We start from the raw sequence: 3,440 nt of genomic DNA on the forward strand, positions 1-3,440 counted from the left end.
GCGGTTAGCTCAGCGGGAGAGCACTCGCTTCACACGCGAGGGGTCACTGGTTCAAATCCAGTACCGCCCACCAGTCAGGGACGAAAAACCCGGGTTCAGAGCGAGCCCGGGTTGCCGATTTGTACCAGGATTCATACCATGACGGCTCAGGTCACCGCGTCCGCTCCTGCCGGCCCAGTAGGTCAGTGAGACTCAGTGCCCAGTGCCGTTGCTTGCCGCTCCACTTCATACAGGTGCCGGAAGATGTTCAGGGTAATGTCCGCCCTAGCGTGGGCCAGGCGCTCTGATACCACCCCGACGGGCACCCCATGTTGTCTTAGAAACGCAGCAAAGCGCTGTCCTTGCGTTGGCACTGCGCCACATGGTTTGAGCGTTATGGCGCGTACGAACCGGATCAACGCATGCCGGGTCTGGCCCAATTATCGCGCTAGTCGCCAATTACCTCAAAGCCCACTCGAATCGTATACGTGATCCGGAACTCGTGGACATCGATTGTCCGCGGCCGCGCAGAACCCGGGCGCTGGCTATCAGGTGGCAGGGGCGGAAGGCCGGGGCCGAGTTGGTCTGCCGGCACGAGCTCGTTGCGGTGCGTGAGAAGCGTGCGCCGCCCACCCGTGAAACCGTCGCCACGCTCAAAGAGTTCCCAGCCAGCCCCGCCTAGGCTGTCCGCGACGATCACAAGCAGCGCCTCAAGGTCGCTTACCGGCAAGGCGATCGCCGCATTGTCGAGTACCAGCGTCTCGCCTGGTGCCAAAACCAACTCGCCGACATTGGGAACGCCGAGATGCACGTGGTTTACGTAGAACTCGAAGGTTAAGGGCTGTACTGGGTCTACGTTGGTCAGTACGTGCTGACGCCTGATGCTTTCAAACCGAACGGTGATAGGTTCGCCGACAAAGGTGTGCCCTAGCTGCGGCAGGCCAGCCGTTACCGGCGCGTCCCAGACAATCCCGTCTTGTTCCGCAAAACCGGCGTCAAACGCGCCAAGCGTCCGGCAGCGCGCCGGCAAATCTTGCAGGGCAACCCCGCCCGGCCCCAGGGCAGCCCTGACTCGATCATTGATCCGTCGTGAGAGGTCGAGTGGCGACAGGATGAAGTCCAAGACCGTTTCGATAACCCCTAGGCCGTCGGCCACGAACGGCGGCTGGACCTCCACGACAATGCGCAGGTTGCCGTCGCCATGCGCCCATCCATGACAGCTGGCACGAACGGTGAAGTTGGACACGACGCGCCGATCAAACGGAAAGCCGCTGATGTCGAGATCAAACTGGAGTCGCCCGAAGACCTGCACGACGTTCTCGTTTGGTTGATTCAGATGGCGCGTCATACTCATGAACGGACGACCGAAGCAATCGTAGCCGCACTCGCTTGGTCGGGCACCGCCGGCCCAGCTCAGCTTGTGTTCGCTTGCTAAGTTGTTGTCGGCAATAACCTCGTCGCCTTCGGCCTCGATGAGCCCGCGAATGACGGAGAGCGGAAGATAGCCGTCGTCGGGCGAAGCGAGCGGAGGGCCCAGTGCAGGCGGCGGACTGTGCTGGGCAAGTCCGACGCCGCTGGCGCAGAGCAGCGCCAGCAGGCAGAGACTGAGTCTATACATATGCAGACGGAGACTGTACGTCGGTTTATCCACAACGGGCGTCCTTTTCTGCCTGGTCCGCAAGTCGCCCAGGCACGAGGGCAGGTACCTCCGGATGCGAATCCTCAAGCTGTTGCGATAGGAGCCTGCGCCGGCCAAGCTACCGGTGTCGCAGGTCAGCTGCGCGGCGCATGGAATGGAACCTCCAATCCGCCTGCGGAAGCGAAAGGTGTCGTCTCCCGCTAGGCTCGGCACCAGTTGCAGTTGGGGTTCGAATCCGACGTGATGGAAAGCTCGCTGGTGTGCGCAAATGCTACTCCTCTACTCGCCCTCTGTCAATACCGCGAAGCAGCGGCGACAAAGGGGGAGAGTCAAGCCGCCGGTCTATGCGTGCAATTAGGCATCCGGGGACGCTGATGGGCTTCCTGCAGCAGACTACGGGCCGCAGCTTCTAAGTCGCTGTGAGGGGCCTAGCAACGTGGCCAGTGATGCGGTCGCGAGTCGACTGGGGGGACAGAGTAGTCCCCAAAAAGGCGATTACGCGAGCTTAGCCGAACGCGGAGCAACTGCTAATACGTCCTCTTCGGGACCCATCAGAGGGCCGTCGCTAACACACTGGAGCCCTTGAGAGCATCCGCAGTCGGCCACCTAGCCTGTCGTAATCGGTCTGCTAAAGCATTTCATCCCAACTGAGCGGCGAAACGCATGGTGCCAATCGCTTTGCCCGCACGCTTCAAGCCCATCGAACGGGCGACGTGCGGCAAGGAGGGCGCCTATTGCCCGCCGAAGGGGTGTAAGGCGTGTCAGTGTGGCCGATCATCGCCGGGGCAATGGACCCGGCATGAAGCCGGACCCCCACCGCAGGGCGGTGAATCGCTCAGAGGTAGTACTGCCAGTTCGAGTCGCGGCTTCTTGCATAATCTAGCGACTTCTCGCTCCTGGCGAACATAGAGGCGCTGCAGCGCCTGGCTTTAGCCGCACCGCCTTTGGGTGAGACAATCTCTTGTGATCGGATCAATGATTGAGGTCTATGATCCGCCCAAGGTCAAACTTGCGCTGCACCCCCCTCGACCGGCTCGAGGTGGTAGGACATGCGGCACAAGGTGAATTGCCCGGTTCGAAGCGATCAACTAGCTAGGGGCTATGAGCCCGCGCTCGCACCATCCCCGCCACCATCACGCAGCACCACCACCTTGTCGTGCGCGATGCCGAGCGTCACGCGCATGTCGTCCGCCAGTGCTGCACGCGAGTGGACCGGCATGTCGACCACCAGCTGCTCCTCCAGTCCCGGCACCTCCACCCAGACTTGCGCGTGCGAGCCGAGAAAGCTGCTCGCCTTGACCTTTGCGCCGAACGAGGCGCCGATGTCGGCCGCAACCGCATTAGGCACCTCTCCTAAGGCCACGTCGAACCACTCCGGCCGAACCATGACGGTAACCTCCTCGCCCGGCGCATATGCGCCCTCTAAACCCCCGGGGATGCGGCACCTAAGGGTGTTTCCCGACAGGTCCACCTCGAGGTGCGTCCCCGAACCGCCCTTGACGATCGCCGGTATGAAGTTCGCGAAGCCGACGAAGTCGGCCACGAAGCGGTTCACCGGCTCGTAGTAGACGGTCCACGGATCGCCGAACTGCTGCAAACGCCCGTCAGACATCACTGCGACCTGATCGGAGAGCGACAACGCCTCATCCTGATCGTGGGTGACATAAATGGTCGTGATCCCTAGCGCCCGCTGGATCTCCTTGAGCTCGGCGCGAACGCGAATGCGCAGCTTGGCGTCAAGGTTGCTCAAGGGCTCGTCCATCAGCAAGACGTCGGGCTCCATCACGATGGACCGCCCGAGGGCCACGCGTTGCTGCTGGCC

General features: G+C 62.1%; 2 protein-coding genes. Both read right to left on the reverse strand.

Annotated features, from left to right (window positions below; genetic code table 11):
- Positions 1-427: 427 nt before the first annotated feature.
- Positions 428-1,630, reverse strand: a complete 1,203-nt coding sequence (locus QZT63_RS11050; RefSeq protein ID WP_290651164.1) for a hypothetical protein — start codon at positions 1,628-1,630, stop codon at positions 428-430.
- Positions 1,631-2,717: 1,087 nt separating this feature from the next.
- A partial coding sequence (locus tag QZT63_RS11055) for an ABC transporter ATP-binding protein (RefSeq protein WP_290651166.1) occupies positions 2,718-3,440 on the reverse strand: 723 nt, incomplete at its 5' end.

This window comes from Aquisalimonas sp. (assembly GCF_007120195.1).
Classification (GTDB): Bacteria; Pseudomonadota; Gammaproteobacteria; order Nitrococcales; family Aquisalimonadaceae; genus Aquisalimonas.